Origin of the sequence: Campylobacter estrildidarum (assembly GCF_005406205.1) — a bacterium.
In the GTDB taxonomy this organism is placed as follows: Bacteria; Campylobacterota; Campylobacteria; order Campylobacterales; family Campylobacteraceae; genus Campylobacter_D; species Campylobacter_D estrildidarum.
This window is the reverse complement of record NZ_NXLZ01000004.1, coordinates 107803-128520: the sequence shown is the minus strand read 5'-3', so window position 1 is coordinate 128520 and position 20718 is coordinate 107803. Positions and strand designations below refer to the sequence as shown.

Sequence of the window (20718 nt, the reverse complement as noted above, 5' to 3'; positions counted from 1 at the left end):
TATAACATAAAATCATTTTATCATAAATGATAATTTTAATCAAATTCTTAAAAATTCTATTTTATAGATATTTGGATAATGTTTATAATGAATTTTTAGATAAAATCTTACAATTTATTTTTTATATTTTTTTAAATATAGTTACGAAATGTAACAAATTTAGTTGAAATTTAAAAACACCATTAAAAATTTAATAAATTTCTATAGCTTTAGAATTTAATTCTTTGTAGGCAGCGCAAGCTTCTTTATGTTTTTTATCGCAAGCCATACCAAAATACCTTTTAGCTTTTTGTAAGTCTTTTGTTTCGAGTTGGTTATAACGCCCAAGAAGATAACACGCTTCGGCATAACCTAAGGTGCAAGATTTGGAATAAAAGGCCAAAGAATATTTTTTGCTTTGTCTAATCAGTTCACCTCTCTCGTATAAAAATCCTAATTTATAACAAGCAGGAGCATTATTTAAATCGCACGATTTTTTGTAAAACTCTGTTGACATTTGGCCATCTTTATCATTTTCATAAAACAAAGCTACGTTATTACAACTTCTAGCGTCCCCTAAATTACAAGCCTTATTAAAGGCTAAAATCGATTCGTTGATATATCCTTGATTTTGCAAAGTCAAACCCATATTAAAACAAGCCTCAAATAAACCTAAAGTGCAAGCCTTATCGTATAATTTATAAGCTTTATTGATATCTTTTTGTACCCCTTGAGCATTTTCAATCATATAAGCCATAGAAAAGCAAGATTTTGCACTATTTTTTTCACAAAGCCTCTCAAAAATTTCATATGCTTTTGAAAATTCATTTTCTTCATAAAATTGCAAACCTTTTTCCAAATCACTTAAGGCAAAAGCTAATTTACAAGATAAAATCAATACTAAAATTGTTTTAAACATTATATTTCCTTTAAAAGATCGCGAGAATCTGCGATTTGTTTTTTTCTTTTATAAAGTTCAGTTTTTTTAAATTCTATAATTTGTTTTTTTTCTTCGATTAAAATTTTATTTTTTTCAAAAAAATTCTTAGCAATTTTAGCAATAATTGGTTTATCAATAAGTAAATTTTCAAACTCATAAACATTTAATTCTTTCAAAACCCTTTCATAAATTTCATTTTTTTTTGGATAAAATAAAACAAATTCTGAGCTATCAAGCTCATAAAGAGTGCGACTTTCGTTTATTTTTCTACTAAAAAAACTTAAGCTTAATTTTGTAGCATTTTCATAATTTGCAAAAGCTTTTAAATTAAGTTTTTCAAAAAACAAATCAAGATCTAATAAATTTTTATACAAAAGCTCTTTAAAATCCTTTAAAAAATATTCTTCACTTGCATTACAAAAAACCCTTAAATCGCTAAAATTTTTATCACTTTGGAAGATATTATCTTTTTGGATATTTGAAAATTCAGCCTTAAATAGCAAAATTTCTTTTTCTAAACTACTAACAAATTGAGTTAATTTTTCTTTGATATTTTCAAAAGAATAACTTATTTCATTTTTAATCTTTTTAAATTCCTTATTTAATACATCAGAATTATAAAACATTGCCAAATATGCATCATCACTTGATATAAAAGGCGCTTTATAATCATATTTTACATAGAAATTTTTTGTTAAAAATTTAGTTGATTTTTTATAAAAATAGGCCTCTTTCTCTTTGACACAATTAAAAATTTCATTTGAAATTTTTTCACCAATGCTTTTAAGTTGATTTAAAATTTGATAATTTACAACTGTAATTTCCTCTAAAAATTTTTCATAAGTGGAAGTTAAATGTTCTTCATAAATTTGAAATTTCATTGAAAGCTGATTAAAAATTTCCATAAAAAGCTTATTTTCATTATCTAAAATTTCACATAGAGCTGATATTTTTCTTTTTACAAATTTTTGCTTTAAACTTTCTTCATCTAAATTTTGCAAAAAACTCAATAAAGCTTCAAAATTTGATTGCTTATAACTTTCTTTGACTTTAGCCTCTTTGCAAGATATAGCAATAATTTCTTTAAAATATTTAGAAAAAACTTGTCTAGCATATTTTAAGACATTTTCTAATTCTTGTGGAATTAATTTATCTTTTTGATTTAAAACACAGATACTATTTTCGCCTAAAATCTCTAAATTTTCTTTAATAACATCTTCTTCGCTTTTTTTACCTGCATTATCAATCAAACTTAACCAAATCGCCGCGTGTATATTTTTTAATTCTTTTAATGTTGTTAAGGTATCATTTTCATTAGCATTAAGTCCAGGAGTATCCACAAGGGTAATTTTTTCTAATAAAGGCATAGGTGCAAAAATGTGTAAATTTTTAGCTTTTTTAAGCTCATTTCTTTGATCAGTATATTGTGCAAGATTTTCTATATCCGTGATTATATCGCTTCCATCTTCAAATTCCACTCTTAAAAAATACTCTTTAGAATAATGTAAAAAAGTGGGCTTAAAAGTTACAGGAATAACGCCCGTAGGCAGACATTCACATCCTAAAATTAAATTTAAAAGACTTGATTTACCGCTCGAAAATTGCCCGATTATAGCAACATTGATATTTTTTTCTAAAGAAAAGACCAATTCTTCTAATTCTTTGTTTAACTCGTGGCTTAGATGCATAAAAGGTTCATTTAATTTTTTACAAAGTGTTTTAATGCGTCCTTTAAAGCTATCATCAAAATCATTCGAATAAGCATCTTCATAAGCCTTTATAAAATGATTTAAAATATCAATTTGCATTTAAAAGATCCGTTCTAAGTTGTTGTAATCTAGAAATTTTTTCTAAATTAGATTTATAAGAATTTAATATATTTGCATTTTTATCTTTAATTTTACTCATTAAACTCTTGAGATTATTTAATTTTTCTTTTTGAATATTTTCATAATTTCTAAGTTTTTCGTTTAAAAAAACAAAAAATGTTCCATTGATATCAAGCTGTTCTAAAATAGCCTTTATATTAAAACTTTGAAAAACACCGCTAATACTTTCATCTAATTTAATTTCAAGATCAAATAAATTAGCTTTCTGTGAAACAATATTTTTAATTTGAAGTTTTAACAATACAAATTTTTCACTGCTAAAAATATTTTCTATATTTTTAGAAATTTTATCTTTAAAATTTTCAAAACCATCATTAAAATTTTCTCTCAAAAAGTCATATTTTAAAGCTAAATTTTCCTTTATTTCTTCAATTTTTTTTATATTTTCAAACTTAATCTCTCTTAAAATATCATTAATGCCATCTTTAATTGTAATATCGACTATATTTAAAATACGATTAATGTCAATTTTTTTCGTTTTATCTTTAGAATATTTCAATTCATCTATTAAACGCTCTTTAAGTTTTTTTGCTAATAACAATACAAGATTATCAATTCCGCTTTCTAAATTTTTAAGCTCTGCAATAGTATGAGTAATTTCTTCTTTTGCTTTTTTCAATATTCTTTCTTTTTCCTCAAATTCAAGCAAAAATTGATCATTTTCTTCATTTAAATCTTGTTCATTCTCTTTTATTAATTTATTTTGCATTTCATATATGCTTAAAATATGATTTAATTCTAAAAAAAGTTCTTTTTTATAAGCTTCTAAAGCAGTTTTACTTTTTTCTCCAGAATAAAGCTCATTTAATAAATAAGTTTCAAATTCTTTCATTCCACTTTTTTTCAAACTTTCTTCATTGACAATGCCCTTATAAAAATCACTCGCCATTTTTGCACTCACGCACAAAAAATCGATTTTTTCAACTAAGTTTTCATCTATATTTTTAAGTTTTTCTCTAAGGCTTTTTTTGGTGTATTTTATCACCTCTTCAAGTTCTTCTTTTTTTAATAGATCCGATTTTGTTAAAACTATTAAAAATTTACTCAAACGCGAATTCAATAAACAATGGATTAAAAACTCAACATCTTTTTGAGTCAATGCTTGAGAAGCATTCATTAAATGGATTAAAAAATCACTTTCTTTTAAATACTCGTTAGTTAAAATTTCTCTTTGGACAACTACATCATCAAGACCTGGAGTATCTACTATGGAAATATTATTTTTTAAAAATTCTAAATCGCTTTTAATTTCTATTTTTTTAATTAAAGCTGAAATTTTATTTTTTGCAGAGCTAAATTCTTTTAACTGATCTAGTTGAATTTTTTGATTTAAGGCTTCAGCTTTTATATACTCTTCAATATTAATTTCTAAAGATAATTTATTGATAAATTCTTTCAACTCCTTATTAAAAGAAGAAGTTTTTAAAATATTCTCCCATTCATATTTATCCCAAAAATAAATTATAGCTTCTTTTTCCAACCCATAACCGATAAGAGTTAAATTAGCAGTTTCAGGTACATTTGAAACTCCTAAAAAATCTTGTTTAAAAAGGGCGTTTAAAAGACTAGATTTTCCAGAATTCATAACGCCAGTTATAGCTATATTGAATTCTAAATTTTTAAATTTATTTATTTTTTTCTCTAATTTTTGTTTTGTATTTTCATCAAAACTTAATTTGCAAAGCTCTAAAGCAATTAAATCTAATTTGTCAAAATTGTCTAAAAATAACTTTTTTTTATCAATGTCTTGTATTTTTATTGTTTGTATAAATTCTAAAATTAAAGCATTATCTGTAATTTTTTGTAAAATTTGCAAAGCCTTTAATAATTCTTGTTTATTAATAAAACCTGCTTTCAAAAGATTGATAGCACAAATTTGAGCCTTTTGAATACTGAAAATATCTACCCTTAAAGCAATTTTTTCAAAGATAGTTTTAAATTCTTTTAAAAGGAAATATTGTTCATAGTTTTCTTTATTTACACTCAAAATAATAGCGATCTCAGACACATCTAGGAGATTTTTATCTTTAAAACGAAAACTAAAATCCAAAAACTGAAGTTCATTTTTCCAAATTTTTTGAAATAATTCTTTCATATTTTCCCCTTAAAAAAGGGGAAAGGTTTATTATTATTTGTCTTTTTGAGCAACAAGTTGTCTTCTCATATAGGCAATTTTGCTTTGCAAAGGTAAATTTTTAGGACAATTATCCTCACAAGCAAGCAAAGACATACATCCAAAAACACCATCATCATCGCCCACTAATTCATAAAAATCTTCTATACTTCTATGATCATGTGGATCTTGCAAATATCTTGCTGTTCTTAAAAGGCCTGTAGCTCCTATAAAATTAGGTCTCATAAGCTTAGTTGCACATGAAGCAACACAAATTCCGCATTCTATACAACGATCAAGTTCAAAAGTTTCGTCTGCAACTTCAGGCTCTATACGCTCCTCTAATGCAGAAATATCCGTTTCTTTTTCATTATGCACCCAACTTTCAACGCGCTTACACATATCCTCAAACCATTCTCCAGTATTTACACTTAAATCTTTTATATGTCTAAACGCTGGCATAGGCATAAGTTCAATAACTCCATCTTCATAATCTTTTGTTAAAGTCTTGCAAGCAAGCTTTGGCACACCATTGATCATCATAGCACAAGATCCACAAATTCCCGCACGACAAACAAAATCGAAACTAAGATCAGCATCCATCTTTTCACGAATCAAAGTTAGACACACAAAAACAGTCATAAAAGGAGTTTCTTCGAGTTCATAAGTCACAAAATGTGGCTTTGAAATTTTACTCAAAGGATTATACTTAAATGCTTTTATAGTTAATTTTCTACTCATAATCCACTCCTATTCTTTGATTTGGTTTTTTAAATTTAGCTTGAAGTTCATAAGGCATTAAAGCGTCTTGAATTTCATAACGACTTTTGCCCTCTGCTTCCATTTTTTCACGAATCGCATCGACTTCGGCTTGACGTTTTTCACTTAAAGGATTTTCGATGATATTACCTTTTGCTCCATATCCACGAAATGCTGGTGGCATCTCCATTTTCATAATATCAAGATCTTCATATTCTATACGTGGCAAAGTTTCACCCTCTACCCAATAAGAATTTGTTCTTTTCATCCAATTTAAATCATCTCTTTTTGGATAATCTTCTCTATAATGTGCTCCACGACTTTCCGTTCTTAAAAGTGCTCCATAGGCTACACAAAGTGCAATTTTTAACATCCTAGGAACTCTATAAGCTTCTTCAAGTTCAGGATTAGCACAATTAAGCTCTTTACAATGCACTTTTACATCTTGAGAATCTTTGTAAAGTTTTTCTAGTTCATCTACAGCTTCTTTTAAACCTTCTCCTGTTCTAAAAATAGCTACCTTATCCCACATAATTTCTTTCATTCTGTTTTTGATTTCAAAAACATTATGTTTGCCTTCTTTATCTACTAAAGATTTAAGATATTGATACTCTTTGGTTAAAAATTCTTTAACAACATTAGTATCAACAATTTCGCCATTATTTTTACAATAATTAGCAAAATAATCACCTATAATCATCCCAGCAACAACGGTTTCAGCACAAGAATTTCCACCTAGACGATTAAATCCATGCATATCCCAGCAAGCTACTTCACCACAAGCAAAAAGACCATTTAACCATTGACTTTCACCAGTTGGTTTGGTTCTAATACCTCCCATAGAATAATGCTGCATAGGTAAAACAGGCGCCCAACCTTTAGGACCCTCATCAGCCGGATCAATTCCATTAAAAGTTTTGCAAATATCTTGAACGTCACGAAGATTTTTTTCAACATGAGCACGACCAAGTATTGAGATATCAAGCCATAAATGATCTCCATAAGGACTTTTAACGCCTTTTCCTTTTCTAATATGCTCCATCATTCTACGACTAACAACGTCACGGCTTGCAAGCTCTTTTTTTTCTGGCTCATAATCAGGCATAAAACGATAACCATCTACATCACGTAAAATTCCACCATCTCCACGACAACCTTCAGTAAGTAAAATTCCACTTGGAACTATAGGAGTTGGGTGAAATTGCACCGCTTCCATATTTGAAAGCCTACAAAGTCCTGTTTCAAGAGCAATAGCTGCACCTGTTCCTTCACAAATAACTGCATTAGTGGTTTGTTTATAAATTCTACCATAACCACCTGTTGCTATCATTGTTCCACGTGCAATATAAGCAATCAATTGTCCATTAGTTAAATCTCTTGCGATCACACCTAAGCATTTTTTGCCATCATGGATTATTCTTACTGCCTCCATTCTATCAATAATCTTGACTTGATGTTTAATAGCCTCATTGGCTACACCATAAAGCATACAATGCCCAGTAGCATCCGCTATATAGCAAGTTCTCCATTTTTTAGTTCCACCAAAATCTCTAGCATTAATAAGACCGTGAGATTCTTCTTTTTCCTCAATGACAGTCTTTTGTGCATTAATAACTACAGTTCTTGGTCCTTTTGTAACTCTAGTCCAAGGAACACCCCAAGCTGCAAGTTCTCTAACAGCTTTTGGAGCAGTTTGTGCAAACATTCTTGCTACTTCTTGATCGCAACCCCAATCACTTCCTTTAACTGTATCTGCAAAGTGAAGATCTTCATTATCTCCTTCACCCTTAGCACCATTTCCAAGACTTGCTTGCATTCCTCCTTGAACCGCTGCAGAGTGAGAACGTTTCACTGGACAAATACTCAAAAGTGTTACACTTTGACCACTTTTCGCAACTTCAATTGCAGCTCTAAGGCCTGCCAAACCCCCACCTATTACTAAAGCATCACTATATTGTATGTTCATAAATTTGCTCCATTATAAGATAGTTGAATTTTGGTAACTTGTTAAACCAATTTTTATAAAAGCTAAAAGACTTAAGATACCTAATGCTAAAAAGAATATACTTATTATCCACTTAGCAGCTTTAAGTTTTTTTCGGCTTTCTTTTACATCTTTACCTTCAAACCAACCCCATTTAACACAGAGTCTATAAAGACCTATGCTACCGTGAAGTTCTACACATACTAAAAGTACAGCATAAAAAAGCCACATAAAATGGCTCACTACTCTATCTCCAGACATAGTACCGCTAATCTTATCTGCATTAGTGATAATAAAAACAAGATGAGCAGAGCCTAAAAAGAACATTACAAATCCCGTAAATGCTTGAACCAACCAAAGTGAAGTATCGCTGTGCTTCATTGTTTTAGCGTGTGTCCTTAAAATCTGATATTGACGAAAATTGATAGGAAATTTTCTCATAGCCAATAAAGCATGAACAAAAAACACTACTAAAACACAGGCGGCCAAGAAAGAGGTGACATAACTCATAATAGGGTTATTATAAACAAATTTTAATTCTAAAAAATGAACAACAGAATTAAAAAAATCCTCACTAACTAAAATAGTAGATACAAAAAACATGTGTAACCACATAAAAAGACCTAAAAAAAGCCCTGAAGCACTTTGGATAAAATCTAATTTTGCAGGTATTTTGCTTTTCTTACCTTCAATGCTTTTACCCAAATACCCTTCGATAAGCTCATTCATCTTTACTCCTTAAATAAAGAAATTAAAAATCTTTTGATTATATTACAATAATCTTTAATATAAATTAAATATTTACTTTTTTAAATCTTATACAAATATAAAATAACAAAGCTATAGCAAACATAATCAAACTTAAAATCTGACCCATACTCATACCCCAAAGAACAAAACCTATTCCAAAATCAGGCTCTCTAAAAAATTCACAAATAAAACGTGCTAAAGAATACGCACATGCATAAATAATAATCAGTTCTCCGCAAAAACTTTGCTTTAATTTTACCATATAAACGACTATAAAAACAACAATACCCTCCAAAAAAGCCTCATATAGCTGAGATGGATGCCTTAAAACACCATTTACATAAATTCCCCAAGGCACATCAGTTATACGACCAAAAAGTTCTTGATTTAAAAAATTTCCAATACGTCCAAAAACATAAGCTAAAGGCACACTTAAAGCTACTAGATCTAAAAATCTCCAAAGATTTTCTTTGTGTTTTTTGCAAAATAAAAAAGTTGCTATTAAAAAACCAACAATAGCTCCATGATAACTCATACCACGAATTCCCACAAATTCACCGTCAATATAAGGATTAAAAATTTGCCAAGGATGAGCAATATAATACATTGTGTGACTATCATAGATTAAAATATATCCAAGTCTTGCGCCTAAAATCACCCCAATTTCCACCCAAACAAAATAACTATCTAAGCATTTATTACTAATACCCATATTCATTTTTTTTGAAAAAAATTTAGCTAAGGCTAAGGCTAAGATCAAAGCCAATACATACATAATCCCATACCAATGAACCTTAAGGCCAAAAATACTGAATGCAACCACATCAAAATTTGAATAAATATGTCTCCAAAATTCCATATATTTTCCTAAATTTTTGTTTTTTAAAATATAGCAAAAAAACTTAAACTTGCTATAATTAGATATAATATTTTATAATTTAAGGATAGAACAATGAAAAAATATTTTTTATTTGTTATTTTTTTATTTCTAGTTGCTTGTAGCAATACTAGCAGTAGCTTTGTAAATATTTCAATGCCTAATTTTAGACCTCAAGTCCCAATAAAAATAGAACCTACAGATACTGAAGTTACAATTTCTCTTGAGCCTATTATTATAGAACAAAATAACAATTATTCTGATTATTTTGAAAATTCTGTACTTAAAATTCGCATCGAAAAAGAAATTGAGCTTTTAAAACAAAATTTAGAAGAACAAATGATAACAGTTGCAAAATTAAAAGGATATAAGATAGTAAATTCTAACTCTGATTATATACTTAAAAGCTTGATCAATGTCTACATAGAAGAAAGGGATGTGCAAAAGGAAAATAGTTTTATGAGTGGAGATTTTATTAAATCAAATTTAGGTATAAATTTTCAAGGAAAAATAAGTTTCATTGATGCACATAATCCTCAAAATTCTACCAATTTTTCAAGCAATACAAAACTAGATTCTTTAATTTCACTCGTTTATCCTATAAAAAATGTTGATGGAGTTGATATGTTTAAAACAACTATATCTACAGTTCCAACTCAACTCAATAAAGGTTTAGAACGTCCTGCTTTTGAAATCGATAAAAGTTTTTTAACTTTTTACAAAACTACGCTAAATTCTCTTTATAGCAACCTCTCAAAGGCTATTGATATGAACAAATATACACCTAAAGGCTCTACAGAATTTAATAGTTTTAATGAAAATACTTCTTTTGAAGAAGCACCTCCTGTTAAACAAAATAATACTTTTGAAAATACCCCTAGTAAAACAGAAAATCAAAATTCAAATAACCAAGATCGAGACGGAGTAATTATTTTTGAATAAATTTTTAGAAAATTCTTGCTAAGAATTTTCTATATCTTCAATAAAAGAAATTTGAACTTAAAATTTTAAACCTTGCAACATTGCATTTTTAATTTCTTCTCTTTTATTTTTGAGTTCAAAAAAAATCTCAAAAGCAAAAACCCCTTGCCATAAAAGCATTTCAAAACCATTTTTTACTTTTAAATTATATTTCTTGCAAAGTTTATAAAAAGGTGTTTCTTTATTATAAATAACATCAAAAGCAAATCGTGCATTTATTAAAATTTTTTCTAAAACATTTTTATCACAAGGTAAGCTTTCGTCTATCAAACCAGCAGATGTAGAATTAATAACTAAATCAAAATAAAAATCTTTTAAATTTTTATAAAGACTAGTTTGATAGGAATTAAAATACTGAAATTTTCTATCATTTCGATTAACTATGCAAACTTCTATTCCTTTTTGTTTTAAAACGTAAGCTAATGCAAGAGCAGTTCCACCTGCCCCTAAAATTAAAGCCTTTTTGATATTTTCAAACCCTTTAATAGCCTCTAAAAAACCTATTCCATCAGTATTATAAGCATAAATTTTATTATTTTTTAAACAAAGAGTATTAGAAGAGCCAATTTGACTTGAAATTTCGTCTTTAAAATCGGCAATCTCATAAGCTTTTTCTTTAAAAGGGGCGGTAATATTTACAGCATCAAATCCTAATCTAAATAATTCTTCTCTTAAATTTAAATCTTTATTTAAGCAATACCGAGTATAAATCCCTTTTAGTCCAAGAATTTTAATAGCATTATTATGCATTCTAGGTGATTTAGAATGCATAATAGGATTGCCTAGAACGGCTAAAAATTTCATTTTAAAGTAAAGGAAAATGCGTCTTTGGCTACTTCTTTTCTAATCTTAGCAAGCTCTTGGGAAATTTCGCTTTTATTAAATGGCCCTATTAAAACTTTAGTAATTTCCTTACCAGCCACTGTTGTTTTGTAAAGTTTATATTCATAACCTTTTTTTCTAACTGCTGACAATTCTTTAGATTTTTGATCTAAATTGCTTACAGAAAAAATCTGCACATAAATTCCAGATGCTAAACCGTCCGGATTTACAAGTTTAGCATCTACATTTTTAAATAAATCATTGGTACTTTTTTGATTCTGCTTTGCATTGGTTTGTTGCTGAGAATTTTTTGTTGTAGTTACAGCAGGTTTTTTAATTTCTTTTGGTTTATTCTCTATCTTTGAAACTGTTGCTGTATCTTTAGAAACTTCTTTCTTTTCTTCAGAAGTTGTTGCAACATTTGATTCTGAAGATACTTCTTGATCTGGTATTTTCAAATTTACATTATTATCCATATTTTGTTCCAAAGTATTTGTTGTATTTAAACTACTATCATTTTGTTCACCTTGAATTTGCTTTCTTAAAGCTTCAAATTGATCTTCTGCTGAATTATCATCTACAATAGACATGTTTTCAAAAGAATTGTCTGTTTTGTTATCTTGATCTACACTTGTAGTTGGCTCACTTGGCAAAACTGTTTGATTTTTATTATCATCACTTCCACTATTAATAAGTTTCATTACAATCATAATGATTAGAAATAAAATAACTAAAGCAATAACTCTTAAAAGAATTTTTTTTATCTTTTCGTTTTTATTGCTTTTTTCTAAAATAATGTCATCAAAATCATTTTTTTTATTTTCCATATTTTTCCTTTCTTTACATATGCTTAGACCAAGAACTACCTCGTTCTTTTTGATAAACCTCATAAGGTAAAACTAAAATATTAAATTCTCTTGGAACATCCATACTTGGAAAAACTTTCCATTCCACAGGCATTTTACTTGCAAACATCATTGAAAGTTTTGACGCTAAAGAATAACCTTCATTTAAAGCCGTATGGCCTTTATGGATATACAAATGTAAATGTCCTGGTGTTTTTGTTTTATAGGCGGTAAAATTTATAAAACCTTCTTCACGCAAAATGAGTTGAGCACGATGATAAAATCTCTCGGCGTTAAAACCATTGTAATCAAAAACAATATTTTCAACCTTATTGTCTTTAGTTATTAAATCATGTGCTACAATAATTTTTTTTGCAGCATGTTCTCTTATAATATTTAAATTTAAAGGCGCATCGACTCTTTCAAATTTATCAAAAAATAAACGGCCTCTATGAGTTACTTTATTTACAATTCTATTTTGCATTACATAATAATGACTACCAATTATTTTAATTAATGACAAATCCATAGGTGAAATCAAAACATAGCCTTTTCATAAATAATAAAATTACTCGCAAGAACTTGAAGTTTTTGCTTAATTTCTTTTTGCAAATTAACATTGTTAATATCGTCTAATATATCTGCAATATAATTTGCAACAATTTCCATCTCTTTCTCTTTAAAACCTCTAGCAGTAAGAGCTGGGGTTCCAAGTCTTAATCCACTAGTTATAAATGGACTTCTAATCTCACCTGGAACTGTGTTTTTATTTACTGTTATACCTGAATTTCCTAATGCTATATCTGCATCTTTTCCACTAAAATCACGGTCTAAGAAACTCATTAACACAAGATGATTATCTGTACCATCGCTTACAAGCTTATATTTTCTATCCATTAATACCTTAGCTAAAACTTGCGCATTGCTTCTTACTTGTTTTGCATAAATTTTCCACTCTTCGCTAAGATTAAATTTAAAACCTACAGCCTTAGCAGCAATCACATGCATTAAAGGACCGCCTTGAATTCCTGGAAAAATTGCTGAATTTATTTTTTTAGCAATCTCCTCGTCATTACTCATTATAATACCACCTCTTGGCCCACGCAAAGTCTTATGAGTAGTAGAACTTACAACATGAGCATGCGGAAAAGGATCTGGATGTTCTCCTGCGACAACAAGTCCTGCAATATGTGCTATATCTGCAAAAAGATAAGCTCCTACTTCATCAGCAATTTCTCTAAATTTAGCAAAATCAATAAATCGAGCATAAGCACTAGCTCCACACACTATAAGCTTTGGCTTTACAATATGAGCTATTTCTCGAACTTTTTCATAATTGATTCTCCCATCAAGCTCTACTCCATAAAAAAAACTCTCATATATCTTTCCCGATGAACTAACTTTTGCACCATGAGTCAAATGTCCACCATGGCTTAAATCCATTCCTAAAATTTTATCGCCTGGATTCAAAAGAGCTGCATAGACACCTTGATTGGCTTGAGAACCTGAATTAGGTTGGACATTAGCAAAATTACATTTAAAAAGTTTTTTACATCTTTCAATTGCTATATTTTCTATTTCATCAACAACTTCACAACCGCCATAATACCTTTTATTTGGATAACCTTCAGCATATTTGTTTGTTAATATACTTCCCATAACCTCCATAACTTCAGGTAAAGTAAAATTTTCACTTGCTATCATTTCAAGACCTTCACACTGACGTTTTAGTTCTTGATTTGTTAAATTAAAAACTTCTTGATCGAAACACTCTAAACTCATTCTTTACCCTCCTTTAATTCTGATTTTAATGGTCTCATAGCTGGAAATAAAATAACATCTCGAATAGATTTTTTATTGGTTAGTAACATAACCAATCTATCTATTCCTATGCCCTGTCCTGCTGTAGGAGGCATACCATAGCCTAAAGCATTAACAAAATCTTCATCCATTTCGCACGCTTCTTCATCGCCTGCATTTTTTGCTTCTATTTGTTTTAAAAATCTTTCATATTGATCTAAAGGATCGTTAAGTTCATTAAAACCATTTGCTAATTCTCTTCCACAAATAAATAATTCAAATCTTTCAGCTATATTAGGATTTTCATCACTACGACGAGAAAGGGGACTGATAGAAATAGGAAAATCTGTAATAAAAGTAGGATTAATTAATTTACTTTCTACATAATTATCAAATAATTCTGCTTGTAAATGTCCCAAATCTAATTTTTCATTAGCCTCAAATCCATCTAATTTTAATTTAGTTAAGATTTTTTCTTTATTTTCTATAATTTCATCGCTTAGTTCGCCATATTTTTTTAGAGCTTCTTTGTAAGAAATTCTTTCAAAAGGTTTTGAAAAATCAATTTTATTTCCATCAAATTCTATAATTTTCTCTAGATTTAATTTGTCCAACAGCAAGGCAAAAAGTTCTTCAGTAAGATCCATTAAATCTTTATAATTATGATAAGCCCAATAAAACTCAATAGTTGTAAATTCTGGATTATGCGTTAAATCCATACCCTCATTTCTAAAACAGCGATTAATTTCAAAAACTGCTTCAAAACCTCCAACTATAAGTCTTTTTAAATAAAGTTCTGGTGCAATTCTTAAAAATCTTTCAACTCCTAAAGAATTGTGGAATGTAATAAAAGGTTTAGCATTTGCTCCTCCAGCAATTGGATGCATCATAGGTGTTTCAACTTCCAAAAATCCTTTATCTTCGAAAAAACGACGGATCAAACTTACAACCTTTGAACGAATTAAAAAATCTTTTCTTACTTCCGAATTCATAATCAAATCAACATAACGTTTGCGATATCGTTGTTCTATATCTGTTAATCCATGGTATTTTTCAGGTAATGGGACGATAGACTTAGTAGCAAGCTTTACTTCATTTGCATGAAGGCTAAATTCACCCGTTTTTGTTACAAAAGGAAAACCTGTTGTTAAAACAATATCTCCTACTTCAAGATTTTTTTTAAGTAAATTAAACTGTTCTTCGCCAATACTATCTTTACTGAAGTAAATTTGTAAATTAGCACTCTCATCTTCTATATTTGCAAAAATTGATTTTCCGGCTATCCTTAGCAATTTTAAACGTCCAGCAACTATACCGAAACTATTTTCATCTCGCTTTGCTTCACTTTCAAATATATATGAAAATTTAGTTTTAAAATCCGATAAAGACATCTCTTTTTTTAGAAAATGTGGATAAGGATTGATACCGGCTTTTTTAAATTCATTAGATTTGTCTATTCTTTGCTGTTCTAAAATATTATCAAACATTTAAATTTTTACCTTAATTTTTTGGTTACAATCACCACAAATTCCATAAAGCTGCATTAAATGCCCAGTTAATTTAAAATTATATTCTTTAGCAATTAATGCTTGTTGTCGCTCAATTACAGAATTTTCGAACTCTATAATTTTACCACAATTTTTGCAAATCATATGATCATGATGTGGTTTATTAGCTAATTCATACTTTTTTCCCGCCAAACCAAAAGATATGGAAGTTACCATTTCTGCTTCTTCTAATAAATTTAAAGTTCTATAGACAGTAGCAATTCCTACGTTCGAATTTGGCTCAACTTGTTTTATTTCCATATACAAACTTTCAGGAGTATGATGAGTATCACTATGATATAATGTTTTTAATAATATTTCCCTTTGTTTTGTATATTTAAGACCACCTTGTCTTAAAATTTTTTTAAATCTTTCTAATAACACATCATACTCTACATTTTCAATTAGCATTAATTATTCTCCTTGAGTGTGATTCAGATCATTTGTTATACTTTTTAAATTTTGACCTGCCTCCTGAAGACTATTTTCTGCTACAGGCTGATTCATAATAAACGAACCAGTATCTTCGAGTAATTTTAAAGTATAACTGTCTTTAGCAAAAGTATTGAGTTTATTATTTAAAAAATCAATTTTTGCTATACAAAAAATCAAAATAGCAAAGATTAAAAATACTTTCATACCGCCGAAAATAAATCCTCCAATGCGATCTAAAAATCCTAAACCGCTCATTTTTAACAATTTAGAAAGAAAATTACCAAACAACAAGCAAATAATCCAAAAAATAATTAAAATAGTTAAAAATCCTGCAAAATTTGCCAAACTTTTATTTTCTATTTGATAAAAAGTATTTTGTATAAATTGGGAAGCTTCCAATGCATATTTCGATGCTAAAAAAACACCTCCAATAATTCCCAAGAGTCCAAAAACTTCTTTAATCAATCCATTAATAATACCCTTAAGCCCTAAGAGTAGAGTGAAACCTAAAATAAAAGCATCAAACCAATAAAAATTCATATTTTAATCACTTTCTTAACATAAACTTAGAACATTTTATTAATTTTAAAAATAAATATTAAATGTTCAATTAATCATTCTATAATTTTAGGAACTATAAAAAATTGCTCGCTACTTTTTGGAGAATGATTTAAAATCTCATGTGCTATATTACTCATATTCACTTTATCTTCCCTAAAAGGCGTTCCGCCTTCAATAGTATTTACTGTAATTTGAGAAGAATTTAAATCTAATTCATTAAGCTTATCAACAAAATTTACAATTTCGCTCAATTCCTTAATCATCTCATCCCTTTTTTCTTCTGCAATTTTTAAAGTACCTAATTTTTCAAGCTTACTTAATAATTTTTCATCTATTTGCATTAATACAGCCTTTAACTCTAAATTAATGATTATTATTTAGACAAGTATATCATAAAAAACTTTAAATTATTTAGAGTATCTCTAAATAAAATTTATAATTTTATGTTACAATACATCTCATATTCGAAAGTAAAAAAATTCAAAGGATAAAATTTGGGACTAAAGGATGATTTCAAAGCTATAAAAACTAGTTTTAACACTGAAGAAAAATTTATAGAGAATTTCATAAAAAGCGAAAGATTTATACAAAAATATAAAATTTATATATTCCTATTAATTGCAATTTTATTACTTTGGTTTATAATTAGCTTTATAAATACTAAAATAAACGAATATAACAATAAAAAAAGCAATGAAATTTATACAAGTTTATTAAATAATCCAAACGATCAAAATCTTTTGAATAAACTTCAGCAAAAAAATATAAATCTTTACACAATCTTTCTTATACAAGAATTTGCACAAGATTCAAATAATACAAAATTAAAAGATAAAATTGAAATTCTTAAATTCAATTCTGATATTAATTCTGTTTTAAAAAATATTATTTATGCTTCTTTGGGCGAAAAATCAGTTTTTTTAAAAGATTACGATAAAATTTTTCAGGCTTATCAACTTTTAAAAGAAAAAAAAATAAAACAAGCCAATGTGCTTCTTTCACAAATTAATGAAAATTCCAGCTTAAATCAAATTGCTAAAAATCTTAAACATTATCAAGGTATTTCACAATGAAACATTTTTTTATAATTTTATTTTGCTTATTGTTTATCTATGCTTGTGGAACAAAAAGACAATATTTTGAACCCACACATATTGATAGAGAATTAACTCATAATGCCAATTTAAAAGCAAAGATAATTGATTGGAATTTGTTTTCTGCTAAACTAAACAATGGTGAAACTATTTTAAAAAATAACACTATTGTCGATAATTTTAAACTTGATGAAAATTATGTTCTTTTAGCCTATCAAGATGGGGAATTTGTTGAAGCTGATAATAATGGAAATTTAAAAATTTATAGTAGTGCTCATGAAGAAATATATTCTTATAAATTCGATGCTGCCGTAATAGGAATAGCTTTAAATGGCGATGATTTAGCTCTTGTATTAGCGGATAATAGCATTATTTTTGCAAATCGTTCTTTAGGTATAGAATTTAACAAAACTTTAACTCCTGCACCTGCGCAAGATAGCCGGGTTGCAAATCCAATTTTTTTAGATAATATAATCCTTTATCCTACGTTAGATGGTAAAATTGTAGTTTTATCTAAAAATACTTTCCAAATCATAAAAGATATAGTCGTTTCTGCGGAAAATTTTTTTAATAATGTGATTAATCTAAGCATAAAAAATGACAAAATAGTAGCTGTAACTGCCAAAAGAATAGCAGTTATAAACCCGGCAAGAACTATTTATTTGGATGCAGATATTAAAGATATTGCTCTTAGTGATAATGCTATTTTTATTTTTGAAAAAGACGGGAACATTATAAAAACTGATTATAATTTAAGAAAACTAGAAGAAAAAAAATTTGATTTTGCTATATTTACAAAAGTAACATTATACAATGATCATCTTTATGCTTTTGAAAAAACAGGTTATTTGATAAAATGTGACTTGAATTTAAAAAATATAAAAGTATTTAAACTTTCGGACGCTACCGAAGAAATTTCTTTTATGGGAAATGGTAAATTTTATTTTGGGAATAAAATTTTAGATCTACTATGAATATTTTAAATGAAGCAATAAATATTTTAAATTTAAATTTAAAACCATTTGATTTAAAACCTTTAACAAATAAAAGATCTTATCTTTGTGCTATAGACAACAATAATTTACTCTTTGTCTATATAGGAAAAGCTAGATTTGTTAAAAAAGATGCTCTATATTTAGATAATTTGGCAAATAATTTTGAATTAAAACATAAATTCTTTTTTACCAAAAGTGCACTTTGCTCCAAAGCAAAATTATATCTAAAAGAAAAAGGATTTAATATTTATGCTGCTTTGTGATATTGGAAATTCTAATGCTAATTTCTTAGATAATCATAAATACTATACATTAAACATACAACAATTTCTAGAATTTAAAAGCGAACAAAAAATTTTCTATATTAATGTCAATGAGAGTTTAAAAAATCATTTAAAATTGCAAAAAAATTTTATCAATCTTGAGCCTTTTTTTATGTTTGATACTATTTATCAAGGTTTAGGCATAGACCGTATTGCTGCTTGCTATACAATAGAAGATGGAGTGATTGTAGATGCTGGTAGTGCTATTACTGTAGATATAATTTCAAATTCTATACATTTAGGTGGTTTTATTTTGCCTGGAATTGCTAACTTTAAAAAAATTTATACTCACATTTCACCTAGATTAAAATATGAATTCAACACTCAAATCAGTTTTGATGCTTTTCCTCAAAAAACAAGCGATGCTTTAAGCTATGGTGTTTTTAAAAGCATTTATTTGCTTATAAAAGATGCTGCACAAAATAAAAAACTTTATTTCACAGGAGGGGATGGGCAATTTTTAGCCAATTATTTTGAAAATGCGATTTATGATAAACTCCTTATTTTTAGAGGAATGAAAAAAATCATACAGGAAAATCCTAATTTATTACTCTAAAATGTTACAAAAATTCTCACTCAATATATTAAATTTGGAAAATTTTAACTTTTTATAAAATAAATTCGACTAAACTTTAATTAATAGTTTTATTTTTAAAAAAGGAAAAATAATGTCTCAAAAACAATTCGATGTTCTAATCATCGGGGCTGGGATTTCCGGATCTGCTTTATTTTATGAATTTGCAAGATATACAGATATCAAGAATATTGCTTTGATAGAAAAATACAATTCCCCTGCAACTTTAAATTCTAGAGGAACGAGCAATTCTCAAACTATACACTGTGGAGATATTGAAACCAACTATACTTTAGAAAAAGCAAAAAAAGTTAAAAGAACTGCAGATATGATTATAAAATATGGAATTTTGCAAAATGCACAAAATCGTTTTATGTTTTCTCATCAAAAAATAGCCTTAGCGGTTGGTGATATTGAATGTGATTATATGAAAAAGCGTTATGAAGAATTTAAAGATCTTTATCCTTATGTAAAATTTTTTGATAAAGAAAAAATTAAGCACATTGAACCGAAAGTAGTCATTGGAGAAGATGGAATTAATGATAGACTTGAAAATATTTGTGCTATGGGTGTTGAATCTGGAGAAGTTTTTACTACTGTTGACTTTGAAAAAATGAGTATAAGTCTAGTTGAACAAGCCCAATTACAAAATAAAAATACCTTTATAGCTTTTAATCAAGAGGTTACCTATATTGAAAAAAAAGGAGATATTTTTATTGTAAGAACAAATAATTATAAAGAATATTATGCAAAAGCTATAGTCGTAAATGCTGGTGCGCATTCTTTGTATTTAGCTCATAAAATGAATTTAGGTTTAGACAAATCTTGTTGGCCTGTTGCAGGTAGTTTTTATCTTACAAAACAAAAATTGCTTAATGGTAAAGTTTATATGGTTCAAAACCCAAAATTGCCATTTGCTGCATTACACGGAGATCCTGATTTACTTGCAAATATGAATACGCGTTTTGGACCTACAGCGTTAGTTATTCCGAAATTAGAACGTTATCATGGATTAAAATCTGTTCCTGAATTTTTCGAAGCTTTAAGATTTGATAGTACAGTATTAAAGGTGACATTAAATATGTTTAAAGACTCAACAATTAGAAACTATATACTCTATAATTACCTCTTTGAACTACCTTTTATTAATAAAAAATTATTTATTAAAGATGCTAAAAAAATAGTTCCGAGTTTAAAAGCTAGTGATATTTATTATGCAAAAGGTTTTGGAGGAGTTCGTCCTCAAGTCATTGATAAAACAAAGGGGGAATTAATGCTAGGAGAAGCAAGTATTGCTGAAATTCCTGGTATTATTTTTAATATGACTCCAAGTCCAGGTGCAACAAGTTGTTTAGGAAATGCTGAACGAGATGTAAAATTAATATGCGAATATTTAGGAGCTAAATTTGATGAAAATAAATTTACTTCTGAGTTACTATAATTTTTAAAA

The 20718-nt window shown here is 28.0% G+C and carries 21 protein-coding genes; 6 read left to right on the top strand and 15 right to left on the bottom strand.

Going from position 1 to position 20718, the window contains the following annotated elements; translation table 11 throughout:
- Nucleotides 1-190: 190 nt before the first annotated feature.
- The 7 genes from CQA69_RS03620 to lgt all read right to left on the bottom strand — a co-directional run bounded on the left by CQA69_RS03620 (nucleotide 191) and on the right by lgt (nucleotide 9273).
- Nucleotides 191-898 (bottom strand): tetratricopeptide repeat protein, encoded by a 708-nt coding sequence (locus CQA69_RS03620; RefSeq protein WP_137620469.1) that lies wholly within the window; start codon nucleotides 896-898, stop codon nucleotides 191-193.
- A complete protein-coding gene (locus tag CQA69_RS03615; protein WP_137620468.1) occupies nucleotides 898-2727 on the bottom strand; it encodes a dynamin family protein in 1830 nt (609 codons plus the stop codon). The genes CQA69_RS03620 and CQA69_RS03615 overlap by 1 nt, the downstream gene beginning before the upstream one ends.
- Nucleotides 2717-4903: a dynamin family protein gene (locus CQA69_RS03610; RefSeq protein WP_137620467.1), complete on the bottom strand. Its 2187-nt coding sequence runs from the start codon at nucleotides 4901-4903 to the stop codon at nucleotides 2717-2719. Before CQA69_RS03610 ends, CQA69_RS03615 begins: the two co-directional genes overlap by 11 nt.
- 33 nt (nucleotides 4904-4936) lie before the next feature.
- Nucleotides 4937-5662, bottom strand: coding sequence for a fumarate reductase iron-sulfur subunit (locus tag CQA69_RS03605; protein WP_137620466.1), 726 nt, complete (start codon nucleotides 5660-5662; stop codon nucleotides 4937-4939).
- Nucleotides 5655-7646 (bottom strand): fumarate reductase flavoprotein subunit, encoded by a 1992-nt coding sequence (locus tag CQA69_RS03600; protein ID WP_137620465.1) that lies wholly within the window; start codon nucleotides 7644-7646, stop codon nucleotides 5655-5657. The genes CQA69_RS03605 and CQA69_RS03600 overlap by 8 nt, the downstream gene beginning before the upstream one ends.
- 12 nt (nucleotides 7647-7658) lie before the next feature.
- Nucleotides 7659-8393, bottom strand: a complete 735-nt coding sequence (locus CQA69_RS03595; protein ID WP_137620464.1) for a fumarate reductase cytochrome b subunit — start codon at nucleotides 8391-8393, stop codon at nucleotides 7659-7661.
- A 64-nt stretch (nucleotides 8394-8457) separates the two neighbouring features.
- Entirely contained in the window at nucleotides 8458-9273 is an 816-nt protein-coding gene (lgt, locus tag CQA69_RS03590; protein WP_137620463.1) for a prolipoprotein diacylglyceryl transferase, read from the bottom strand.
- Nucleotides 9274-9366: 93 nt separating this feature from the next.
- Here lgt and CQA69_RS03585 point away from each other — a divergent pair, with 93 nt between their 5' ends.
- Nucleotides 9367-10233, top strand: coding sequence for a hypothetical protein (locus CQA69_RS03585; RefSeq protein WP_137620462.1), 867 nt, complete (start codon nucleotides 9367-9369; stop codon nucleotides 10231-10233).
- Between the two features lie 57 nt (nucleotides 10234-10290).
- On the opposite strand, the gene CQA69_RS03580 is transcribed toward CQA69_RS03585, so the two are convergent.
- The 8 genes from CQA69_RS03580 to gatC form a co-directional block, all read right to left on the bottom strand.
- Entirely contained in the window at nucleotides 10291-11076 is a 786-nt protein-coding gene (locus CQA69_RS03580) for a shikimate dehydrogenase (protein WP_137620461.1), read from the bottom strand.
- Nucleotides 11073-11921 (bottom strand): SPOR domain-containing protein, encoded by an 849-nt coding sequence (locus tag CQA69_RS03575; protein ID WP_137620460.1) that lies wholly within the window; start codon nucleotides 11919-11921, stop codon nucleotides 11073-11075. The genes CQA69_RS03580 and CQA69_RS03575 overlap by 4 nt, the downstream gene beginning before the upstream one ends.
- Nucleotides 11922-11934: 13 nt before the next feature.
- Nucleotides 11935-12480: a DUF1882 domain-containing protein gene (locus CQA69_RS03570; RefSeq protein ID WP_137620459.1), complete on the bottom strand. Its 546-nt coding sequence runs from the start codon at nucleotides 12478-12480 to the stop codon at nucleotides 11935-11937.
- The gene (locus CQA69_RS03565; RefSeq protein ID WP_137620458.1) at nucleotides 12477-13721 is read right to left on the bottom strand and encodes a serine hydroxymethyltransferase; all 1245 of its coding nucleotides are present in this window, start codon (nucleotides 13719-13721) and stop codon (nucleotides 12477-12479) included. Before CQA69_RS03565 ends, CQA69_RS03570 begins: the two co-directional genes overlap by 4 nt.
- Nucleotides 13718-15226 carry a lysine--tRNA ligase gene (lysS, locus tag CQA69_RS03560; protein WP_137620457.1) on the bottom strand — a complete coding sequence of 503 codons (1509 nt, stop codon included), beginning with the start codon at nucleotides 15224-15226 and terminating at the stop codon, nucleotides 13718-13720. The genes CQA69_RS03565 and lysS overlap by 4 nt, the downstream gene beginning before the upstream one ends.
- Entirely contained in the window at nucleotides 15227-15697 is a 471-nt protein-coding gene (locus CQA69_RS03555) for a Fur family transcriptional regulator (protein ID WP_137620456.1), read from the bottom strand. It lies immediately after the preceding gene.
- A 3-nt stretch (nucleotides 15698-15700) separates the two neighbouring features.
- Nucleotides 15701-16261 carry a CvpA family protein gene (locus tag CQA69_RS03550; protein ID WP_137620455.1) on the bottom strand — a complete coding sequence of 187 codons (561 nt, stop codon included), beginning with the start codon at nucleotides 16259-16261 and terminating at the stop codon, nucleotides 15701-15703.
- Between the two features lie 74 nt (nucleotides 16262-16335).
- Nucleotides 16336-16623: an Asp-tRNA(Asn)/Glu-tRNA(Gln) amidotransferase subunit GatC gene (gene gatC / locus CQA69_RS03545; RefSeq protein ID WP_137620454.1), complete on the bottom strand. Its 288-nt coding sequence runs from the start codon at nucleotides 16621-16623 to the stop codon at nucleotides 16336-16338.
- 153 nt (nucleotides 16624-16776) lie between these two features.
- Here gatC and CQA69_RS03540 point away from each other — a divergent pair, with 153 nt between their 5' ends.
- From CQA69_RS03540 to CQA69_RS03520, 5 genes are all read left to right on the top strand, one after another.
- Complete coding sequence (locus CQA69_RS03540; RefSeq protein ID WP_137620453.1) at nucleotides 16777-17355, top strand: hypothetical protein; 579 nt, start codon at nucleotides 16777-16779, stop codon at nucleotides 17353-17355.
- Nucleotides 17352-18350: a hypothetical protein gene (locus tag CQA69_RS03535; protein ID WP_137620452.1), complete on the top strand. Its 999-nt coding sequence runs from the start codon at nucleotides 17352-17354 to the stop codon at nucleotides 18348-18350. Before CQA69_RS03540 ends, CQA69_RS03535 begins: the two co-directional genes overlap by 4 nt.
- Nucleotides 18347-18634, top strand: coding sequence for a tram-like protein (locus CQA69_RS03530; protein WP_137620451.1), 288 nt, complete (start codon nucleotides 18347-18349; stop codon nucleotides 18632-18634). Before CQA69_RS03535 ends, CQA69_RS03530 begins: the two co-directional genes overlap by 4 nt.
- A complete protein-coding gene (locus CQA69_RS03525; protein ID WP_137620450.1) occupies nucleotides 18621-19250 on the top strand; it encodes a type III pantothenate kinase in 630 nt (209 codons plus the stop codon). The genes CQA69_RS03530 and CQA69_RS03525 overlap by 14 nt, the downstream gene beginning before the upstream one ends.
- 112 nt (nucleotides 19251-19362) lie before the next feature.
- Nucleotides 19363-20709, top strand: coding sequence for an FAD-dependent oxidoreductase (locus CQA69_RS03520; protein WP_137620449.1), 1347 nt, complete (start codon nucleotides 19363-19365; stop codon nucleotides 20707-20709).
- The last annotated feature ends 9 nt before the right edge of the window (nucleotides 20710-20718 follow it).